At 60.0% G+C, this 18,869-nt stretch carries 13 protein-coding genes; 9 read left to right on the plus strand and 4 right to left on the minus strand.

The window, feature by feature from the left end:
* Window positions 1–130 precede the first annotated feature (130 nt).
* Both HMPREF2842_RS01705 and HMPREF2842_RS01710 read left to right on the plus strand, forming a co-directional pair.
* Window positions 131–1,132: an aldo/keto reductase gene (locus HMPREF2842_RS01705; protein WP_070642183.1), complete on the plus strand. Its 1,002-nt coding sequence runs from the start codon at window positions 131–133 to the stop codon at window positions 1,130–1,132.
* A gap of 223 nt (window positions 1,133–1,355) precedes the next feature.
* A complete protein-coding gene (locus HMPREF2842_RS01710) occupies window positions 1,356–2,798 on the plus strand; it encodes a sugar porter family MFS transporter (protein WP_070642187.1) in 1,443 nt (480 codons plus the stop codon).
* A gap of 84 nt (window positions 2,799–2,882) precedes the next feature.
* Here HMPREF2842_RS01710 and HMPREF2842_RS01715 read toward each other — a convergent pair whose 3' ends face one another.
* On the minus strand, window positions 2,883–3,164 hold the full coding sequence (locus HMPREF2842_RS01715; protein ID WP_005509047.1) for a type II toxin-antitoxin system prevent-host-death family antitoxin: 282 nt from the start codon (window positions 3,162–3,164) through the stop codon (window positions 2,883–2,885).
* Window positions 3,165–3,212: 48 nt separating this feature from the next.
* On the opposite strand from HMPREF2842_RS01715, the gene HMPREF2842_RS09320 reads away from it, so the two are divergent.
* Window positions 3,213–3,362, plus strand: a complete 150-nt coding sequence (locus HMPREF2842_RS09320) for a type II toxin-antitoxin system RelE family toxin (protein ID WP_239664826.1) — start codon at window positions 3,213–3,215, stop codon at window positions 3,360–3,362.
* A gap of 218 nt (window positions 3,363–3,580) precedes the next feature.
* A complete protein-coding gene (locus HMPREF2842_RS01720) occupies window positions 3,581–4,792 on the plus strand; it encodes a cytochrome P450 (protein ID WP_070642193.1) in 1,212 nt (403 codons plus the stop codon).
* Window positions 4,793–4,980: 188 nt separating this feature from the next.
* On the opposite strand, the gene HMPREF2842_RS09390 is transcribed toward HMPREF2842_RS01720, so the two are convergent.
* Window positions 4,981–5,865: a lytic transglycosylase domain-containing protein gene (locus tag HMPREF2842_RS09390; RefSeq protein ID WP_070642197.1), complete on the minus strand. Its 885-nt coding sequence runs from the start codon at window positions 5,863–5,865 to the stop codon at window positions 4,981–4,983.
* Window positions 5,866–6,079: 214 nt separating this feature from the next.
* Window positions 6,080–8,974: a multicopper oxidase domain-containing protein gene (locus tag HMPREF2842_RS01730; RefSeq protein WP_070642200.1), complete on the minus strand. Its 2,895-nt coding sequence runs from the start codon at window positions 8,972–8,974 to the stop codon at window positions 6,080–6,082.
* A gap of 330 nt (window positions 8,975–9,304) precedes the next feature.
* On the opposite strand from HMPREF2842_RS01730, the gene HMPREF2842_RS01735 reads away from it, so the two are divergent.
* Together HMPREF2842_RS01735 and HMPREF2842_RS01740 are read left to right on the plus strand one after the other, a co-directional pair.
* Window positions 9,305–10,711 carry a glycosyltransferase family 87 protein gene (locus tag HMPREF2842_RS01735; protein ID WP_070642207.1) on the plus strand — a complete coding sequence of 469 codons (1,407 nt, stop codon included), beginning with the start codon at window positions 9,305–9,307 and terminating at the stop codon, window positions 10,709–10,711.
* Window positions 10,708–12,249: a glycosyltransferase 87 family protein gene (locus tag HMPREF2842_RS01740; RefSeq protein WP_070642211.1), complete on the plus strand. Its 1,542-nt coding sequence runs from the start codon at window positions 10,708–10,710 to the stop codon at window positions 12,247–12,249. Before HMPREF2842_RS01735 ends, HMPREF2842_RS01740 begins: the two co-directional genes overlap by 4 nt.
* 119 nt (window positions 12,250–12,368) lie before the next feature.
* Here HMPREF2842_RS01740 and HMPREF2842_RS01745 read toward each other — a convergent pair whose 3' ends face one another.
* Entirely contained in the window at window positions 12,369–14,489 is a 2,121-nt protein-coding gene (locus tag HMPREF2842_RS01745; RefSeq protein WP_070642214.1) for a hypothetical protein, read from the minus strand.
* Between the two features lie 242 nt (window positions 14,490–14,731).
* Here HMPREF2842_RS01745 and HMPREF2842_RS01750 point away from each other — a divergent pair, with 242 nt between their 5' ends.
* From HMPREF2842_RS01750 to HMPREF2842_RS09160, 3 genes are all read left to right on the plus strand, one after another.
* Window positions 14,732–15,712, plus strand: a complete 981-nt coding sequence (locus HMPREF2842_RS01750; protein ID WP_070642218.1) for a CPBP family intramembrane glutamic endopeptidase — start codon at window positions 14,732–14,734, stop codon at window positions 15,710–15,712.
* A gap of 144 nt (window positions 15,713–15,856) precedes the next feature.
* Window positions 15,857–17,164, plus strand: coding sequence for a M18 family aminopeptidase (locus HMPREF2842_RS01755; RefSeq protein ID WP_049341167.1), 1,308 nt, complete (start codon window positions 15,857–15,859; stop codon window positions 17,162–17,164).
* 273 nt (window positions 17,165–17,437) lie between these two features.
* Window positions 17,438–18,697 (plus strand): hypothetical protein, encoded by a 1,260-nt coding sequence (locus tag HMPREF2842_RS09160; RefSeq protein WP_141752169.1) that lies wholly within the window; start codon window positions 17,438–17,440, stop codon window positions 18,695–18,697.
* Window positions 18,698–18,869 lie beyond the last annotated feature (172 nt).

Here is an 18,869-nt window from a genome sequence, read left to right on the forward strand (position 1 = left end):
GTGTGTGGTGGAGCAAGGAACCTACCGGGACCTAACGACCGACCCCACATCACGCTTCAGGAAGCTCTTCGCCTCCCAACTGGAGGGGAAATAACCACGCAACATACCCGCACAACGTAGAGTTAAAAACATGGAACGTATTGAATCCCCCGTCTACCGCAGGCTCGGCAACTCCGGCCTCGTCGTACCCAGCGTCGGCATCGGCTGCAACAACCTCGGCCGCCCCGGCACCCCCACCCGCGCCCAGGAAGGCACCAACGAAGTCATCGCCGCCGCAGTCGACGCCGGCATCAGCTTCTTCGACATCGCCGACCTCTACGGCGCCGAACCCGGCCTCTCAGAAACCATGTTCGGCACCGCCCTCACCCAGCTCGGCCTCGATCGCGACGAACTGACCATCGTCACCAAATTCGGTCTGCCCGTCGGCGACCTCAACGGCAACGACCGCAACGCCCGCGGATCCCGCCGCTACATCATGCGCGCCGTCGAAGGGTCCCTCCGCCGCCTCGGCACCGACTACATTGACCTGTACTTCTACCACAGCCCCGACCCCAACACCCCCATCGAAGAAACCCTCAGCGCCCTCGACCAGCTCGTACGCGACGGTAAGGTCCGCTACCTGGGCCACTCCAACTTCTCCGGCTGGCAGCTCGCCCACGCCGAACACTGCGCCCGTGAACTCGGCACCGAACGGTTCATCGTCGCTGAAAACCACTACAACCTGCTCGACCGCCGCGCAGAACTCGAAATCCTGCCCGCCGCACGGCACTTCGGCATGGGTGTGCTGCCGTACTTCCCGCTCGCTAACGGCCTGCTGACCGGCAAGTACCGCCGCGACAACATTCCCGCCGGTTCGCGCCTGTCCCACTCCAAGAAGAACGTGCTCGACGCCGCCAACTGGGACCAGCTCGAAGCCTTCCACACCTTCTGCACCGAGCGCGGCATTACCGAGGTGCAGGCGGCGTTCTCCTGGCTCGCACAGCAGTCGCCGGTCACCTCCGTCATTGCCGGTGCAACCAGCGCCGAGCAGGTGCGCGCCAACGCACAGGCGGCATGCCTGCGCTTCGACGCTGAGGACCTCGCCGCCCTGGACGCCATCTTCCCGGCACCCGAGAAGATCGCGCTGTTCTAAACTCCGGCTCCCTCTCAAAGGGACACTCAGGCGGTCGCACGTGTCGGCCGTAATATACGCTGAAAAATGTCCGTGGTGAGAAATAAATATCACCCGCCGCACGTTTTCGCTAGGATTAGGTGAGGTGTGTCTAACCTGACGCACCTCACCTAGCCCACTGACAGTGCTGAAGAACCACCAATGTCGGTGTAATCTCACCTAACCCCTCGGCATAAAGGACACCATGAGCGCACAGAGCACCGCCTCCACCCTGCCCCCTCTGGGCACCGGGAAGCACAGTCGATACCTCGGCATCATCGCACTCATCGCCACCTTCGGCGGTCTGCTCTTCGGCTACGACACCGGAGTAATCAACGGCGCGCTCGAACCCATGAGCCGCGAACTCGGCATGGATTCCACCGCCCAAGGCTGGGTCACCGGATCGCTCGCTTTCGCCGCCGCTATTGGCGCGCTCGGATGCGGCCGCATCTCTGACCGGTTCGGCCGCCGAACCACCATCATTGGGTTGTCCACCATCTTCTTCTTCGGCGCCCTGGCGTGCGTCTTCGCACCCAACGTCGCCGTGCTCATCACCGGACGCACCCTGCTCGGCCTGGCGGTCGGTGGCGCCTCCGCCGTAGTGCCCGTGTTCCTCGCAGAGCTCGCACCCTACGAAATTCGAGGCTCCCTCTCCGGCCGCAACGAGCTCATGGTCGTGGGCGGTCAGCTTGCCGCGTTCATCGTGAACGCCCTCATTGGCAACCTGTGGGGCGAGCACGACGGCGTGTGGCGCTGGATGTTCGCCATCTGCACCCTGCCCGCCATCGGCCTGTTCGTAGGTATGCTGCGTGTGCCCGAGTCGCCGCGCTGGCTGCTGCGCGTTGGCAAGCGTGAGCAGGCGCTTGAGGTGATGAAGCGCATCCGCTCCGCCGAACGTGCCGAGGCCGAAATTGCCGATATTGAGCGCACCCTGCAGGCGGAGGCGACCACCCAGAACAACGCGGCGGGTAAGGAAAGCGTGGGCGTGCGCGGCTGGTTCGTGCGCATCCTGCTCGTCGGTATTCTGGTCGGCGCGGGCCAGCAGCTGACCGGCATCAACTCGATCATGTACTACGGCATTAAGGTGCTCAAGGAAGCCGGTTTCAGCGAATCCGCGGCGCTCATCGCGAACATTGCGCCGGGTACGATTGCGGTGCTCGGCTCGATCCTGTCGCTGCACCTGATGGAGCGTGTGCCGCGCCGCGTCATGGTGATTACCGGCTATAGTTCGACCGCGTTTTTCCACGTGCTGATTGCGGGCGCATCCATGCTGCTGCCCGCCGATAATGCGGCGCGCCCCTGGATTCTGCTGGTGCTCATCGTCTGCTTTGTGGGCGCGATGCAGACCTGCCTGAACGTGTCCACGTGGGTGATTATGAGTGAGCTGTTCCCGCTGCGTGTGCGTGCGGCGGGTATGGGTATTTCGGCGTTTAGCGGCTGGATGATGAACGGTGTGCTGTCGCTGGCGTTCCCCGTGATTCTGGGTGCGGTCGGTCTGACCGGTTCCTTCATCGGCTTTGCCGTGGTGAACGTGATTATTGCGCTGCTGATGTTCCGTAACCTGCCGGAGACTCGCGGTGTGAGCCTGGAGCAGGTGGAGCGCGGCGTGATGGACGGTAGCATCTACCCCTCCGCAGGCAAGCACTAGACCCGGCGGGTTTTTAGGTATAAATGAGGCGGGCGGCCCCTCCCCGGTGGAGGTGCCGCCCGCCTCGCAATATGTGCTGAGAGATTAGTCTGCAGGGTTCTCTGCAAGGAACTCGTCGAGGCCGATGCGGTAGCCGTCATCTTCGGCGCGTGCCTTGCGAAGAGCCTCAATGTCGAGGAGCTCTTCGTACTCTTCCAGCAGCTTCAAATCTTCGTAGGAGATGAGCGCGGCAACAGTCTTTCCGTTGCGGCTGATGAGGGGGCGTTCGCCGGAGAACACGGCTTCGTTGACTTTGGTTCCGAGGTTGTCGCGGAGTTCTTTAAGAGTCGTGACATTGGAACGAGTCCGGTGAGTGGTGACAGTCATGACTGGTTCCTTTCTGGGGTTTGTCCGTTAGCTCCGAGGATAGTTCCTGTGCAGGTTCTATTCAAGGGGCCGCAGTGCGAAGAAGGGTACAGGGCACGAGTAGGGAATTACCGCATTCTGTACACCATTGATAACGGGGCGGTTGTTGTTGAAGTTTTCCGAGTCGGGCATCGGCGAGAAGTCTACCGCGGCCTATAGAGTGAGTCAGCGTGATGGGTTGTAGTGCTGCCCCGACCGCGCTGTTCGTTGAATGAGAAGCAAGGAACCCCTACCCTGCGCCACCAATCCATAAGTGATACGGTCAAAGAAGAACTAATGGATTCACGTGCTGAAATGCACGCCCGACCCTGCACATACGCATCGCCCGGACGCCCGCATCCAGCACGCCACAACTCTATAACGAACACGGGTGAACAATGACTGAGAACGTACACAACGACTGGGACCTCCGAAGCGAAGAGGTCCAGAAGAACCAGGTAGCTGCCTACGACGCAATGCGCCGCCGTTGCCCCGTCGCCCACGACGAATTCATGGGCTACTCCGTCTTCAAAAACGCCGACGTACAGCACGTACTCGACCACCCCGAAATCTACTCCAACGTCGTCTCCACCCGCCACATCGCCGTCCCCAACGGCATGGACGCCCCCGAACACACCACCTTCCGCGCGGTCAACGACAAGTACTTCACCCCCGAACGCCTCGAAAAGTTCGCACCCGTCATCCGCGACGCCGTGAAGACCCTCATCGCAGAACTGCCCCGCGGCGAAGAAGTAGACGTCATGCAGGGCTTCGGTCAGGCATACGCAATGCGCGTGCAGAACGCCTTCATGGGCTGGCCCGCATGCCTCGAACAGCCCCTCACCGAATGGATCGAAAAGAACCGCGTCGCCACCCTGCGCCGCGACCGCGAAGAAATCGCTAAGGTCGCCCTCGAATTCGACGGCTACATCCGTCAGCTGCTCGACGAACGCCGCGAGGATGCCGCAGCCGGCAACCCCAAGGACGTCACCGCCGAACTGCTCACCGACACCGTGCAGCTGCCCGGCGAAGAACCCCGCACCATGACCGACGAAGAAATCGTCAGCCTCATCCGCAACTGGACCGTGGGCGAGCTGTCCACCGTCTCCGCAACCGTAGGCGTATTCGTCAACTTCCTGGCACGCAACCGCGCCGAGCAGGACCGCCTGCGCGCATCCCTCGCCGACGGCAACGCACTCGACGACCGCAGCGAAATCGCCCTCGCCGTCGAAGAAATCATGCGACTCGAAGACACCCTCGTCACCAACCGCCGCATCACCACTCAGGACACCGAACTCGGCGGCCGCACCCTGCCCGCCGGCTCCCGCGTGACCATCAACTGGGCAAGCGCCAACCGCGACGAGGACGCCTTCGAAGACGCCCTCACCTACAACCCGCACCGCGACCAGTCCCGCAACCTCGTGTACGGCGACGGCATCCACGTCTGCCCCGGCGCGCCCCTGGCACGCCTGGAACTGCGCATCCTGCTCGAGGAGCTGCTGCGCGGCACCGAGTCCATTGAGATCGCGGACGAGAGCGAGAAGCCCGCAACCGTAAACGCCGTGTACCCGGTCTCCGGCTACTCGGTCGTGCGCGCCATCTTCAACTAGGCACGCTCCAGCTCTAAAAAGTGCGAGGCGCCGAACCCCGAGAATAGGGGTCGGCGCCTCGCGCTGTTAAGAGTAAATATAAGAGTGAATAGTAGGGGAGCGGTGGCTCGTTTAGCCACGCACTATAGATAAAACGGAATATTCCCAGACGGCTATATAGCCTAGTGGAATACTCAATAAAGCTGAATCTAGCGGCCGGAACTCGTTGTCGAAGGCTTCACCGAAGAACCCGCAGAACCGCTCGCAGACGCACGAGCCGAAGCACTCGCAGAAGCCTCCGCCGCAGCCGATGCCGACTCCTCCGGGGACAGAACCGTACCATCCGCATGAACACCAGCCATCGCCGGAGTCACACCATTCACGAAGCTCAACTTCGCCTGCTTGAACTGGTACTCGGGAGAGCAGGTCAGCTTATACTTCGAATTCGCCAGCTCGCGAATCGACTTCACATAATTCTGAGTCTCCTCATACGGGGGAACACCGCCGTACTTCTCCACGGAACCCGGGCCCGCGTTATAACCGGCGAGAACCACATCCTGTAGCTCATCCTCATTGGAGGCGTACTTCGCCAAACGAGTACGCAACTCAGCCAAGTAGCGTGCCTGCGCCGCAATCGCATCGTGCGGGTTCAGAACATTACCGCCATTGCCGAAGCTGTAGTGGCCGCCGCTCCACGCGTCATCAGTGAACTGTGCAATACCCTTAGCGCCCTGGTGGGACTCAACGCCCACACGCCAGTGGCTCTCGGTCTCAATCTGCGCCGCCAGCACGCCGGGACGGAAACCAGACACCTTAGAGCCCTCCTCAAAATCGGAGCGGAGAGCCGCCGGAGCATACGAAAGCTCCGTCATGCCGCAGTAATCGTCGTAGGTGGCTGCCAAGCCGGCAACACCGCCACCCAGAAGGACCGCAGAGGCAATAATCTGCCAATGCGCAAGAACCCCGGCGAGAAAGCGAAGCGGGAAAGCTTTACGCTGCCGAGGAGAAATTTGTTGATCCGCCGGAACGGAAATGTGGTTGGAGGCGCTCGTAGCGTTACGCTCGGAAGGGGCGCCCGAAGTGCTATCTGCCATTCCTATAGACTAGCGCACCATTGCCGTTTATGGTGAAAAAACTCCCCTCCGTTGAGGTGAAAACCATAGTCAGAGAGTTCTTGGCGCGTCTTTACCGGAGTCAACATCAAGTGCAGGTACAGACTCCGTGCACGTGAAGGATGACCCCACCCGGTACACCTTTGACAGGGAGTACCAGGCGGGGTCAATCCATGATGGGGAGCTTCAGGAGTCCCTAACGGTTCGTCACCACGATCTTGCCGGCGGCACCGCGCTCCATCTCCGAGAAGGAGTGATTCACGAACGTGTACGTGCCAGACTCTAGGAACTGCATCTCCACGAAGCCGCCCTGAGCGGGCGCCAAATCGAGTGCCTGGCTGTGGCCGTCACGGCTACCGAACGCATCTGCGCCGCGGCGCATCAGGTAGCCGCCCTCCTTGTAGACCGTGTCGAATTGCGAACCGACCACGTGGAAGCTCGTGCCGTGGTTCGGGCCCGCAGCCATCACCCAAACACGGATACGCTCGCCCTTCTTCACCTGCAGCGGCTTCGCCTTGTACTGGGTCGCGTGGCCGTTGAACATGGTCAGCGTGGGGGTGCCCGCCGCGATCAGCTCCGGCGAGTTCTCCGCCAGCTTGTTACCGTCGGAGGCGGTCTTGCCGGTGTCGTGCAGGTACGCCTCGCCCTGAACCATCACGTACTCGTGATCGACCGGGTCAAGGTCCGCCGGGTCAATGATGACCGCGCCGTACATGCCCTGGGTCATGTGCAGGCTCAGCGGGGCGGTGCCGCAGTGGTACAGCCATATGCCGGCGCCCTTCGCCTCAAAACGGTAGACGAGACGCTCACCGGGGGCGATGGTCTTCATCGTGTTATCGGGGGAGACCATGCCCGCGTGGAAGTCCAGCGAGTGGCCCATCGTGCCGTTATTGATGAGTGTAATTTCAAAAATATCGCCGACCTTGCCGCGCAGAATCGGTGCCATGTTCTGCCCGTTGAACGTCCACATGTGAACGGTCACGCCGGGCGCCACCTCGCGGTCGACTTCCTCAACTTCCAGGGTGACCTTGCGGACGGTCTTGCCGTTCACCTGCGTGGCGGTGTTCGGTGCCGGGATGTTCGGGTCGCGGTACTTGTAGCCGCTGCCGGGCGCTGCGGACATGTCAATCCTGCTGTTTGCAACGGTCATGAGGGTCGGGGTGCTACCCGACGCGGCGTGGTTGTGGGTGCCCGTAGAACCGTGGTTGTGGCCGCCCTGCGCCACCTGGTTTGCGGAGGCGCCGGTCGCCTTCACCTTGAACACCATGCCCAGGGAGCGGTGACCCGCCACGGAGCAGTAGCCTTCCTGGTCGGCGGTAATGACGCCGGCGTCAACGGTTTTCGTTTCGCCGGGGTTGATGGTGCCGGTGGTTGCGCCGTTGTCGAAGGTCAGGTCGTGGGTCATGCCCTCGTCGTCGTTGGTGACCTCGACGACCAGGCGGTTACCGGCGGGCACCTCCACCTCTGCGGGGGTAAAACGGTAGTTGCTGGTCGCCTTCACCTGCACGGTGGTGGTCTGACCGGTCGCTGCCACGGAACCTGCCGAGGAGAACGACGGCAGGTTCAACGCGGACGGGTTCACGGCGAAGCCCAGCAGGAACGCCATGGCAACCGCCAACGCCGCCTGGAAGCTCTGCTTGGCGTGCGGGACGGGCTCCGGGGTCAGCGCCTCCTGGTTGAAGGCGGGCTTCTCGCCGCGGGCGCGTGCCGCCATCATTTCCTTGCGGGTGTTCACGGACGCCTTCACGCCGCGCACCATGAGCGGAATGAACGCCATGAGCGCCAACGCACCCACGATAGCGACGGCAATCTTAATGGACTGGCCCACCATGGAGCTGGGCATCATGAAGATAAGCAGCGCCAGGTTCACGGCGGTTACGCGTGCCGCCGCGAAACGGCTGAACTCCTTGTTGGAGGCGCGAACCACCGCAGGGCCGCCACCCATGCGCTGCGGCAGCAGGTAGCTCATCGCGCCGAGCAGCAGCTGCAGCAGGAAGCCGACCACAAAGATGGGGGTCACGGCGCGCATGTCCAGCTGCGCGAAGGGGACGGTCGCCACCATGTAGGCGGTCGCTGCTACACCAATAATCAGCCAGAGGAAGCCCATACCTACGCTCATGGGCGGGTACTCGTTCGGGCGCTTGGTGCGCAGGGTACGCACCATTACCCAGGCGACAATCAGCAGGCCGAGTAGGTAGACGACCAGGCCGGCTGCGGCGAGCGGACGCATCCCTAAAATCGCGCCGACAACGGTCAACGCCAAGCCACCGCACATCAGGTACAGGGCGCGCAGGCTGTGGGTGAGCGCCTTATCCACCATCTTGGTGCGCAGCATGGTCGGCCAGAACGTCACCAGCGTACCCACCGCGGTAATACCGACGAAGCCGAGCACGTTCACTGCCTCGTGCGCGAGCAGGAACTGCGAATGCAGGGTGCCGGACAGGTTCGGGTAGGCAATCATGCCGCCAAACGCCGCACCGAGGGGCAGCAGCAGCGCCGCAACAATGTAGAAGCGAATGGTCACACCGAACCGCGACGGCAGAGCCTGACGCACCTGCTTCAGCAGGTAGATGCCGTGCCAGGCGACCATCGACCCGACAATGAGGGCGCCCACCACCGTGGCGGCGTAGAGGCCGGGCACGCTCAGCTGACCGACCATGCCGATCATGAGCACGAGAATACCGGCGTTCAGAATGAAGATTCGGCGCACCTGGGTTCCGCGGTGCTCGTCAGGAATCTTGATTTTCATGAGCGCTTCGGTGAAGTGCTGCGACCAAATCAGGATCGAGTTCGTAATCAGGCCGAGGGTGACAATGTGCACCATCAGCCAGCCGCTATTCGGGATAAACCTGTGCAGCAGAAGTACGCCGACAAGGGTAAACATCCAGTGGGAGACGGGCTTGGAGGCGCGACGATGCCACGTACCGCGACCGGATGCGCGGCGTGCAATCTCTTCGGGGGTGAGGTTTGCGCCGGGCACATCAGCCGGGCGCGCGCCAATGCTCAGGCCGGAGGAGCCGCCTCCGGAGACGTTTGCGGGCTTGCCGCTCGTGTTCTCACCTTCGGGTGGGGTGCCGAGATGTTCACTCACGTGATCACTGCTTTCACTGCTGGTTGTTCGTGGACGTCGGTGTGCGGGTCGGCACCCGGTACCCCTGCGTTGGGGTGGGTGCCAATAAGCCCATTATATTGCCCGGATAGTACCAATTTTGAAGACATGACGTGCATATGAAGGCGGCTCATATCGTGATAGTTGTGCTTGCGCGCTCGAGTGATTCTTCCCCTGCGAATCTTCTCCTGTGAATCTTCTCTCCAATGCACCCTTCACAGGTGCGCACGATAAACTATTAGGATTCCAAAATCAGATGCCCGCCCACCCTACGCGCGCATCCGCCGGCACCAAGGTAAGGACAAACACCTCGTGACAAGGACTGACTCCACCACCCCCATCTGGGGAAAAATCGCTATTGTGGCACTCATCCTCATTGTTGGCGGTGGATACGTCGTCAAAATGCTCACCAACCCCTTCAGCGGTATGGACTTCTCCATCTACCGTCTGGGTGCGATGACCATTTTTGATAACGAGGGCTTCACCCAGGACCTGTACTCCCCGACCCTGAACGATCACGGCGTCATCAAGCCGCCGTTCACGTACCCGCCGTTCGCGGCGATGCTGTTCTTGCCGTTCGCGTTCATGCCCCTGGAGGTTGGCAAGGTCATTATGGTGGTCGGTTCGGCTGTGGTGGCGTGGTGGATTTCCACGATCATTTACAACTATGTGAATGCGCGCGGTCGCGAACTGCCCCTGCAGCAGTACTTTGGTCGTGCGGGCACGATTGCGGTGCTGACTATTCTGGTGGTTTCGGCGGGGCCGTGGCAGCGCACCCTGGACCTGATTCAGATTAACCCGTTCATTACGGCGCTGATTCTTGCCGATTTTGTGCGCCCGGCGACCCGCGTGCCGCGCGGCGTGCTGATTGGTATTGCGGGCGGCGTGAAGCTGACCCCGCTCGTGTTTGGTCTGATTCTGCTGGTCCGCCGCGACTGGAAGGGCATCGCGACCCTGGGTGCAACGTTCTTCGGCACCATTGCGCTGGGTTTCATTTTGATGCCTAAGGACGCGCCGGAGTTCTGGTTCTCTGCGCTGACGAACCCCTCCCGTGTGGGTGGCCTGAACTTTGTGGATAACGTCTCGATTCAGGGTTGGCTGCTGCACTTCGGTCTCTCTGAGAGCGCCGCGAAGCCCGTCTACTACGCCCTGGCGCTGGTCACGATTGTGCTGACTGCCGCGCTGCTGTACCAGCTGGAACGCCGCGGTGCCGCGCTGGCGCAGGTGGCGGTGACCGCCTCCTTGATGGTGGCGCTGTCGCCGATTAGCTGGTCGCACCACAACGTGCTGCTGCCCCTGCTGGCTGCCGTGTTCATCATGGACGCGTTCCCGACCTATTTTGCGGTTCAGCCGGCGTGGCTGCGGGTGACAGCGACCGTGTTCGCGGTGGTTGCGGTGTTGGGCCTGTACCTGTCGCCGATTAGGATTGCGTCCTGGTTCCACGGTAGCGCGGATGGTTTGGAGCAGCTGGCTCCGGGCGCGTTGGCGGTTTCGGCTATTCCCGCGTTCTGCCTGTGGGTGACGATGACGCTCTGGTCTATTGCCGCCCTGAGCGCGCCGGTGCGTGGCGCGAAGGTTGAGCCCGTGCAGTACGGTTCCGTGCGTAGCGACGCGCCTCTGGGCTGGTGGGGCGCCCGTGCACTGGTGACCCAGAGTGCCCTGGTGACCGAGAGCGCCGAGTCTGTGCGTGCCGCTACCTCCCGTGAGGCAACCGCGTGAGCCGCGAGAAGAATCGTGAGAAGAACGCCGAGGCGGTTGCGCCTATAATCCCGTGGGCTTCGGCTGGCTCTACTGCTGAACCTGCACCGGTTGCGGAACCGGCTGTTGAAAGCGCTGTAGAAAGCGCGGAGCCTGCCGCATCCTCTGTAGCCACCGCGGAAAAAGCGGCAAAGGAAGAAGTCGCCGAAGAAACCGCGAAACAGCCCACAAAACCTGCGCGTCGCGGCTTCTTTGACCGCATCCCCGGCATGCGCAGCGGTGCTCTCTGGGCGCACCTGCTGTTCATCCTGGTTGCCCTCTACGCCTTCGACTACGTAACGCACGCGGCGGCTGACGATATTTACGTGTACCGCCTGGGTGCTGTCTCCCTGGCGGATGGCCCGGACGGCTACCAGCTGTACACTTTCCGCACGCGCGGCCTGCCGTTCACCTACCCGCCGTTTGCGGCGCTGCTCTTCTACCCGCTCGCGTTCCTCACCGAGCCGCAGAGCATGCTGCTGATTACCGCCATTATTTGTGCGCTCAGCTACTGGTGCGCGTACCTGCTGTACTCCTACGCCCGTAGCCGCTCGTGGCGTCTGCCGTTGCAGAAGCACCTGGGTCATTGGGGCATGGTGTCGCTGATTGCGGCGCTGATTTGGATGTGCGGCCCGTGGCGTTTGACCACGCATTTTGGGCAGATTAACGCCATCATTCTGGCGCTGATTCTCGCTGATTTTATGCGCCCGGCAACCCGCGTTCCGCGCGGTGTGCTGCTGGGTATTGCGGCGGGTATTAAGTTGACCCCGCTCGCGTTCGGTCTGCTGCTGCTCATGCGTAAGGACTGGAAGGGCATTGCGACCCTGGGTGCGAGCTTCGCCGCGACCGTGGGTATCGGCTTCCTGGTGATTCGTGAGGAGTCGCTGACGTTCTGGTTCCACGCGGTGCGTGATACTTCGCGTGTGGGCTGGTTCAGCTACTTCGATAACGTGTCGATTATGGGCACGCTGACCCACGCGGGCCTGCAACACCACCTGACGGCGACCGCGCTGTCCGTGGTGCAGGTAGCGTTGACCCTGCTGATTGTGCTCGTCACGGCGGTTCTGCTGGTTCCGTTGATTCGTGCCCGCGCGCTCATGGCACAGCTGGCGCTGACCGCGTTCATGATGCTGCAGATTTCGCCGATCAGCTGGTCGCACCACAACACCTGGTACCCGCTGATGCTCGCCGCCGTGGTCATGGAAATCTTCCCGCTCATGTACCAGCGGGTCAGTTCCTTCGTCTTCACGCTGGCTGTTATTCTGGCGACCGCGGCGCTGGTGGGTATGTACATTTCGCCGTTCTGGATTGTGCTGGCGTTCTCCCCGCACTTCAACTCGGATCAGATTCTGATGGTGCCGGAAGGCTCCCTGGGCCTGATGGCGGGCACCATGCCGTACCAGCTGATGTACCTGTTCATCCTCGTCACGTTCTTCGTGTACCTGGCGAATCGTCAGCTGGTGGAGCGTGCGGCACGCGCCGCAAGTGACGAGCTGGCGGAGGCGAAGTACTCCCGTTAAGGCGGCGGGCGCCTCCAGCAGGTGCACAGGCCTCACCGGGCATAAAAGTATCCCCCGCACCCATCACGGATGCGGGGGATAACTTTATGCACAACCTGCTGACCTAGTCAGCCAAGCTGTTAGTTAGTGCCGATGCTCCAGGTGATGTTGGAGTCGGTACGAACCTGCAGGTAGCTCTTGTTGCTCTGAACCCACTGTATGTTGCTCTTCACGGTCGGGATGGTCGAGGAGAAGAACGGGTCGTTCTTGGTCGCGTTCAGAACGGTGAAGCCGCGGGTGGTCGGGCCGCTGGTCTGGAACTCCATGGTTGCCTCGGTGCCTTCGTAGGTGAAAGCGTAGTAGTTCATGGTGCTCTGGAACTTCTCCCCCTTCTTGTAGTGGGGTGCGGAGTCTGCATCGTAGACGCGGATGGTCCACTCGCCCTTACCGGTCAGATCCAGCTTGCGGGTGGGGGTGGAGTGGCTGCTCGCGTCAATCCACGCGGTGCCCTTGATCTCCTTGCCGTCGCGGCTGGAGTCGAGAACGCTCACACCCGAGGTGAGGTTGCCCTTGTCGTCACGGCTGGTGATGAAGGCGTTGACCACGCCCTCTGCGGGCTTGAACTCGTAGTAGATCAGGCCTGCGGACACATCGCCCTTGATCTTCTCAATGTCGATGGTGTCCTTGTTGTCGGCGACGGTCTTCTTGTATTCCTTGAACTCGCCCTCGGGCATCTTCGCTTCAGCAGCAGCAACGGGTGCTGCGGAAGAAGCGGAAGTACCTGCCGCCGCGCTCTCAGATGCGGGAGCGGAAGAAGCCTCAGAGGATGCTGCCGCGGAGGACGCCTCAGCGGAAGTAGCCGCCGCGCTCGATGCCGCCGCAGAATTGGAGGCGGGGTTCGAGTTACCGCGCGGAATCAGCATGACAATCGCCAGGATGATGACAATCAGCAGAGCCAACGCACCACCGATAACACCCCACAGCTTGGTGCCGGAGAGCAGGCCCTTCTTCTCGGAGCCGTCCTCGCCATTGCCCTGGTTGCCGGGCTCGGTCATGTAGGGGTTGCTGAGCGCCACGGTTGCCTGGTCCTGATCAGACACCTGACCCTGGTAGGGCTGCTGAGCGTTGTACGGCTGACCCTGGTAGGGGTTGCCCTGGTACTGACCGCCCTGCGCGTTCTGACCCTGGAAACCCTGACCCTGGAAGTTCTGGCTCTGGAAGCCTTCAGCCTGGTTCGGCTGGAAGCCGTTCGGTGCCTGACCTGCCGGGATGAACTGTGCGTTCTGGTCGCCCTGCACGTTCTGGACGCCCTGCACGTTCTGACCGGGCTGTTCCGAGAGGTTCACGGTGCGCTCGGACAGGTTGACGGTGCGCTCGGTTTCCGGAGTGTGGAACTCAACGAGCGGGGAGTTCTCGATGGTGTGGGGAGCCTCTTCGGTGGAGGCGGGAGCCGCAGCAACAGGTGCCTCAGCCGCGGGAGCCGCAGCAACCGGCTCGACTGCCGGCTCAGCGGCAGCGGGTGCCTCGGGGGCAACCTCGGCGACCGGCTCAACAACGGGCTCTGCAACAGGCTCGGAAACGACCGGCTCGGATGCAACGGGCTCAGAGAGCACGGGCTCAGCAACCGGCGCCTCAACAACGTGCGCCTCAACGGGCTGCTCGGAAGCAGCCTGCTCAGCAACGGGAGCCTCAACAGCGGGCTCTTCAGCCACAGCCTCTTCAGCAGAAGCCTGCGGGGTCAGAACCTGCTCGGGCAGAGCGGTACCGGTCAGCGGAACCTGAGTCAGGTGACGCATCGGCTTGGGCTCAGACTCCTCAGCGGACTCCTGAACGGACTCAACTGCGGGTGCCTCTACCTGCGGTGCTTCAACGTGGGATGCCTCAGCCTGGGGTGCGGGAGCCTCCGGAACCTCAACGATCTGCTCACCTTCGAGCTCAGCGGCGAGCTGCTCCAGGTCAACGTCCTCCACGGTCAGCGGTGCCGCGACCTCGGCGGGCTGCTCAGCCTCAACAGCAGGCTCAGCAACTACGGGCTCAGCAACCTGCTCAGCGGGAGCCGCCTCAGCAGCGGGCTCCTCGGGAATCAGCGGCTCAATAGTAGCCTCTTCAACCTGAATGGGTTCGGGCTCGGGCTCCTCGACCCACAGCTGCCAGCCTTCAGGAACGGGACCCCACGCGGGGTCGGGGCGCCACGTAGGAGTGGGGGCCCATCCGGCAGGAGGAGCGGGCCAGTTGGGCGGCGGATTGAAGACGAGTGCCATAAGAAAGCAGCCTTTCTGGTGCTGAAAAAACACCCCGGAAGAGCGGTCATCAGCGACTATGTATATGAGCGTATTGTCGCTACAAATTATGGCATAGGTTCAGAAAATGAACCCTGTGGATGGTGGGTTTTTAGCCTTATTCACGGCTTTTTCAATGGTTTTGGAACATTCCGTATCAATCAGTACTTGAAGGTTGCCGCATGCCCGGTCACCATCGACCCCGCGGAGGCTAGGATTAAAGAATGAACACGACACCGCCTCCCGCACCCCCGCAGGTAGCCACCGGAACCCCCGCTGCTCCTGCGCCTGTTGCAGGTCTTGCCTACCACCGCCTCTCCCACGCCGACCCGAAATCCCGCTGGTTCTCACCCCTGCTGGAAGGTCTGCTCGGCGTAGCCGTATTTATTGGCCTCAACCTGATCATTTCAGTTGCCCTGGCTGCGACGATTATGGGTTCGGGACTTTCCCTCCAGGATGTAGCTACGAACCGTGCCGTCATTATGGAGCACCCGGCGCTGTTCGCGCTGACGTTCCTCTCTCTGATCGCCATTGTGCCTTCGCTCTTTTTGGCGCGCCTGGTCGTGGGTCCGAAGCCCTGGGGTCTGATCCATTCGGTGGCGGGCCGTCTGCGCCGCTCGCTACTGCTTCCGTACCTGGGTTTGAGCTTCGCTGTCTACGGCATCTACTACGCTGTGATGCTGGCGTTGAGCGGTGAGAGCCTGCCCGAATACCGCTATTTTCAACCTCCACAGGTTGAATTTTGGGTTTATGTGGCGATGATGCTGCTCCTGGTACCCGTGCAGTGCTACGCCGAAGAGCTCGCCTACCGCGGCTTCATGATGCAGATGCTGGGCCGCTGGCTCCGCACCCCCTGGCTGCCGATTGTGCTGCCCGCCGTGCTGTTCATGCTCTCCCACGCCTACGACCCCTGGGGTCAGAGCACGATTCTCGCGATGGGTATTTACGCGGGTTTCCTCTGCTGGTACACCGGCGGTCTGGAGGCCTCCATCAGCCTGCACGTGGCAAATAACGTGATCCTGATGCTGCTGTCCATGGTGGCTGGTCTGGATCCGTTCGCCTCCGAGGGTGTGACCCCCGTGGATGCACTGCAGGGCATCGCGCTGGAAGGCGTGTACGTGGTGCTCGCCTGCCTGATCTTCAACGCGCGCGCTCGCCGCGGCGAGGTTTCACGTGAAACACAACCGCTCAAGGTTGATAAATAGGCTATTTGGTGGGTTGCTTTAGCCCAGCTGCCCCAGCCCGCCCACCCCGCTCCATTCGAGCCTCACCAGGGCTCATACTCCACGCCGCGTGGACTACCCGCCCCGGTCACCCCGTCAACACCCAAGAAAAGGTAGGGTTAAACCATGACTGTTGATGCTGTAAAAAATATTGAAGACCTCGCCGCATTCGTGGCGGAGTCGCCGGTCTCTTACCTCGCCGCGCGCACGGTAGCGCGCCGCCTGCAAGCAGCAGGCTTCACCGAGCTTGTAGAGACCGAAGCATGGGACCCGCAGATCGCAACCGGCCGTCACTTCGTCGTCCGTGACGGCGCGATTATCGCCTGGGCTGGCGGCGCGAAGGCGCAGAAGGCAAGCGGCTACCGCGTGCTGGGTGCGCACACCGACTCGCCCTCCCTGAAGGTCAAGCCTTCCTCCTCCATCACCACGAAGGGCTGGCACCAGATTGCCGTGGAGAATTACGGTGGTGCACTGCTGAACTCCTTCCTGGACCGCGAGCTGTGCGTGGCGGGCCGCCTCACCGTCCTTGAGGGCGGGGAGCTGAAGGACCGCCTGGTGCGCACCGGCGCGATTGCGCGCATCCCGCAGCTGGCACCGCACCTGGACCACAAGCGCAACGAACTGGTGCTGGACAAGCAGTTCAACATGTACCCCGTGTGGGGTGTGGACCCGGCAGAGAATGACGTGCTCGGCTACATGGCGAAGCACGTGATTGACGGCGAGCCGGTCGACCCGGAAAGCATTGTGGGTTACGACCTGCTGTTCGCTGATTCGCAGCCGCCGCGCCGCTTCGGTGCGGATCAGGAGCTGTTCGCTTCCGGTCGCCTGGATAACCTGTCTTCGGTGCACGCGGGTTTGACCGCCCTGGAGCGTTACGTTGCCGATAATGCGGACGAGCACGCTACCGAGACTGTGATGCTTGCGGCGTTTGACCATGAGGAGCTTGGTTCGGAGTCGCGTAGTGGTGCGGCTGGCCCGTTCCTGGAGGATATTTTGGTGCGTCTGTCCGCTGCGCGCGGTGAGAGCACGGAGGAGTACCGCCGTTCGGTGGCGGCGTCGTTCTGCCTGTCGGCTGATGCCGGTCACCTGGTGCACCCGAATTATCAGGGTCACCACGACCCGACCGTGCAGCCGCTGCCCGGTGGTGGTCCGTTGCTGAAGATTAACGCGAACCAGCGTTATGCGACGGATTCGGTGGGTGCTGGCGTGTTTGCTGCGGCGTGTGCGAAGGCTGGTGTGCCGTATCAGGAGTTTGTGTCGAATAACAATATGCCGTGCGGTTCGACGATTGGCCCGATTACGGCGACTCGCCTGGGTATGCGCACCGTGGATGTGGGTATTGGCCTGCTGTCGATGCACTCGATGCGCGAGATGTGCCATGTGGACGATATGGCGTACATGACGCGCGCGGTGGAAGGCTTCTTCCGCCTCTAAATTGAATCCCGCTGAGATATGAACAGTGGGGGGGGGAGTGGGCGCCGGGAACGTAAGGTTCCCGGCGCCCTTCGGGATAAGTTGAACTATGAGTATTTAGCTACGTTGCTATTAGAAACCTGGAGTTCTATATGTTGGTGCTGGGGAGGGGCCCACAAAGAGTGACGAGGCAAGAAGTAATATCTGGGTTTTCCTCATACAATAGAGAATAAGTGAGAGTAAATTCTAGATTCCACGTCTAAATTATTTTCTGAATCGTAGAAGGGAAGGTTCATGGAGAATTTTGATACTAATATTGACCCAAATATTCCAGAATCACGGGATAGGATTGCTGAGTGGGTTAAAGCAGTGGGAGATAAGGCAGAATCACAGGGGCTAGAAGTTAAAAGTAGCCTTGAATTTTCTACTAGAAGTGAGCGTAACAAATCATACGCTAAAATAACTAAGTTTATTTTGGCGTCTGCGAACCGTGACCAAAAACAGGCACTGAGAGACTACCAGGGGTACGGGGTGATGCTCATTGGTGTTACCCAAAATGAGGTATGCGGTCTTGAGGATATACCCGAGCAGCATAATTTCGAGGATGCTACAAGGGGCTATTTTGGGTCTGTAACTCCAGCATATCGCTTTGTATCTCATGGCTTTGAGGGCAAAGATATTCTGTTTGTAATTGTTGACCCTCCAGTAAATGGGAAAGAGATTTATATATGCTCTAAGGAATATCGATCCCAGGAAAAAGGTGGAGATCAACTTAAGGATGGTGCGATTTATTGCCGTGAATCAACGCAAACAATCGAGGCAAACTCTATCCAAATGCGTGGTATTATCGATCGTCTACTTGGTGGAAAGGTAGACTTCGAATTAGGAATTCCTTCGATATTTTCAGGTCCTCACATTGATAATGAAACACTTAAAAATATGTATTCTCAACCCAAGGAAAAACATGCAGAGTATCTTCGAGAAGAGCTTATTCGAGAAGAGCTTAATGGTAAAACATCCGTAAGTGAACATTTGGTTGCACAAGTTAAGGCTTTGAATAATTATGAGGAACGTCTTGATGAGTGCTTTGAAAGACTTCTGGAGCTAAAACTTGATTCTGCTAGTTTCTCAATTAAGAATACTGGGACTAGGGAGTTGAAGAGGCCGTGTATTGAGTATGAGTTTCCTGGAAATGTATATTTAGTGCAATTGGAAAATTGTGATTATAAAAAAGTGGGTGCCTATGAGGTGTACCCGTTTCTTCCGATTCCTGCGGATCCTACAGTCAATTACAGGCTATTTAGACCTAAGCCGTCGTCAAATTTTTATAAAACTCACAAACCTAATGTATTAGTTTGGAATCCTGGTTCCGTGAATCCTGGGCAAACCATAACTTCGGACGATGAGAATATTGGAATATTCTTAAGCAAAGATAATGATAATAAAACTGTTTTATGTCGAATGACTGACCCAAATCTCCGACACCCTTTTGAAGAGGAGATTGATATAACTCTATTGAATTTTGATGTATGTAATATATTTAATCTAAAATAGGTGTATGCTGTTTAAATAATTATTTATAACTTGTCTTTAATTATTTTCAGAATAATTTTTTAATGTGTACCTTATTTGTTCCTTGGTAGGGACACGGCATGGGCGCCGGGAACTTAAGGTTCCCGGCGCCCTTATTTTTTAAAAATTTTTCAAAATTTTTCGGGGGGGGGGG

Origin of the sequence: Rothia sp. HMSC069C10, assembly GCF_001812205.1 — a bacterium.
GTDB lineage: Bacteria > Actinomycetota > Actinomycetes > Actinomycetales > Micrococcaceae > Rothia > Rothia mucilaginosa.

Excerpts from the sequence above, each read along its gene's own strand:
- HMPREF2842_RS01705 (WP_070642183.1), top strand. The coding sequence starts at position 131 with ATGGAACGTATTGAATCCCCCGTCTACCGCAGGCTCGGCAACTCCGGC.
- HMPREF2842_RS01710 (WP_070642187.1), top strand. The coding sequence starts at position 1,356 with ATGAGCGCACAGAGCACCGCCTCCACCCTGCCCCCTCTGGGCACCGGG.
- HMPREF2842_RS01715 (WP_005509047.1), bottom strand. The coding sequence starts at position 3,164 with ATGACTGTCACCACTCACCGGACTCGTTCCAATGTCACGACTCTTAAA.
- HMPREF2842_RS01720 (WP_070642193.1), top strand. The coding sequence starts at position 3,581 with ATGACTGAGAACGTACACAACGACTGGGACCTCCGAAGCGAAGAGGTC.
- HMPREF2842_RS09390 (WP_070642197.1), bottom strand. The coding sequence starts at position 5,865 with ATGGCAGATAGCACTTCGGGCGCCCCTTCCGAGCGTAACGCTACGAGC.
- HMPREF2842_RS01745 (WP_070642214.1), bottom strand. The coding sequence starts at position 14,489 with ATGGCACTCGTCTTCAATCCGCCGCCCAACTGGCCCGCTCCTCCTGCC.
- HMPREF2842_RS01750 (WP_070642218.1), top strand. The coding sequence starts at position 14,732 with ATGAACACGACACCGCCTCCCGCACCCCCGCAGGTAGCCACCGGAACC.
- HMPREF2842_RS01755 (WP_049341167.1), top strand. The coding sequence starts at position 15,857 with ATGACTGTTGATGCTGTAAAAAATATTGAAGACCTCGCCGCATTCGTG.
- HMPREF2842_RS09160 (WP_141752169.1), top strand. The coding sequence starts at position 17,438 with ATGGAGAATTTTGATACTAATATTGACCCAAATATTCCAGAATCACGG.